This is a genomic window from Burkholderia sp. Ac-20392 (assembly GCF_017104585.1).
GTDB lineage: Bacteria > Pseudomonadota > Gammaproteobacteria > Burkholderiales > Burkholderiaceae > Burkholderia > Burkholderia lata.
Genome location: NZ_JAAGPB010000944.1, coordinates 1 through 1,832, shown reverse-complemented (window position 1 = coordinate 1,832; position 1,832 = coordinate 1). Strand labels below are relative to the sequence as shown.

Annotated in this window: 2 protein-coding genes; both read left to right on the top strand. The window is 68.5% G+C overall.

Annotated elements, in window-relative coordinates:
• Nucleotides 1-1,236 (top strand): PilN family type IVB pilus formation outer membrane protein (locus G3N99_RS39960; protein ID WP_206125161.1); only part of this gene is annotated, 1,236 nt, incomplete at its 5' end.
• Nucleotides 1,237-1,247: 11 nt separating this feature from the next.
• A partial coding sequence (gene pilO2, locus G3N99_RS39955; RefSeq protein WP_206125160.1) for a type 4b pilus protein PilO2 occupies nt 1,248-1,832 on the top strand: 585 nt, incomplete at its 3' end.

Genomic DNA, 1,832 nt, shown 5'->3' with positions numbered 1-1,832 from the left:
GGCGGCGGCGGCACGTCGTTCGCGCCGGCTCGCATCCTGTACACGGGCGGCACGCTGCGCGGCCTGCTCGATGCGGCCTGCGCGCGCTTCGGCGTCTTCTGGAAATACGAGCAGGGGACGATCCGCTTCTTCTTCACCGATACCCGCACGTTCCAGGTCAACGCGATTCCCGGCGACTCGTCGCTGAACGCGTCGGTGGTGAGCGGCGCGACGAGCGATGGCACGTCGGGCGGCTCGCAGTCCGGCGGCTCGGGCGGCGGCGCGAACGGCTCGGGTTCCGGCACGACGGGCCTCACCGCGAACAATACGGCGAACACCGCGGTGAATTCGCAGCTGTCCGTGTTCAACGGGTTGCAGAACGCGATCCTGTCGATGCTGTCGCGCTACGGTAGCTCGGTCGCCTCGCCCGCGACCGGCTCGATCTCGGTGACCGACACGCCCGACGTGATCGAGCGCATCGCCGCGTTCATGACGCAGCAGAACCGCTCGCTGTCGCGGCAGGTGATGCTCAACGTGACGGTGCTCAGCGTGTCGCTGAAGGCGGGCGACGCATACGGGATCGACTGGAGCCTCGTCTACAAGACGGTGTCGGCGCAATTCGGGATCTCCAACCCGTTCACGCCGGCTGCGGTGACGCCCGGCGACCTGTCCGCGACGGTGCTCAGCCCGACGAGCCGCTTCAACGGCACCAAGCTGCTGATTCGCGCGTTGTCGCAGCAGGGGACGGTGCGGCGCAAGACGTCGGCGGCGGTCACGACGCTCAACAACCAGCCGGTGCCGGTGCAGGTCGCGACGCAGACGGGCTATCTCGCGTCGGTGTCGACGACGAACACCGCGAACGTCGGCTCGTCGACCGCGCTCACGCCGGGCACCGTAACCACGGGCTTCAACATGACGCTGCTGCCGCACGTGCTCGACGACGGCACCGTGATGCTGCAGTTCTCGACGAACATTTCGTCGCTGCTCCAGCTGAAGGAAGTGTCGAGCAGCGCGGGCAGCGGCGCGACGCGGATCCAGACGCCCGACGTCGACATGCGCAATTTCCTGCAGCGGGTCGCGATGAAGTCGGGCGAGACGCTCGTCATCAGCGGCTACGAAGGCACGAACGATTCGCTCGACGAGCGCGGCATCGGCACGCCGAAGATGATCGCGCTCGGCGGCGGCTACGAGGCGCAACGCTCGCGCGAGGTCATCGTGATCCTGATCACGCCTGTCACGCAGCGCGGCGGCGCCTGACGGAGCCGGCAATGAGCGCGCAGGTGATTCAAATCGGCCGTCAGCGCTTCGTCGGCGGCTTGTTCTGGCAGTCGCTGTCGAGGCGCAACGAACTGCGCGCCGAAGCAGTCGAGCTCGCGAAGAAGCTGAAGTTCGACCTGATGGTGCTGCGGATCGATCGCGGCGGCGCGGCGGCGGGCTATGCGAACACGCGCGACGGCTTCGCGCCCGGGCATCTGTCGCTCGGCGCGATGGTGTCGCGCGCGATCGCGCTCGAAGGCGCGTTCTACAACGGACGCCGGCAGCCCGCGCCGAACTGGCTCGGCGCGTTCGCGCTGCCCGACGGGCGCTGGGCGTACTTCGCGGTGCGCGACCACGCGTTCATGCCGAACGGCGACTGGGTCGGCACGCGCGAAGAAGCGTTGGAACGGCTTCATACCGATTACGCGTGGGGCGGCTGGAACGTCGTGATCGGCGAGCTGGAGCTCGAGAAGCAGGGCTTCCAGAATTTTCAGCCGAAGCGGCTCGAGGATCTGCTGCCGCGCCGTGGCGGCCGGCCGCGTACCGAGCGCTGGTGGGCGTTGCGGCCGATCGAGCGGCGCTTGTCGCCGCGCGCC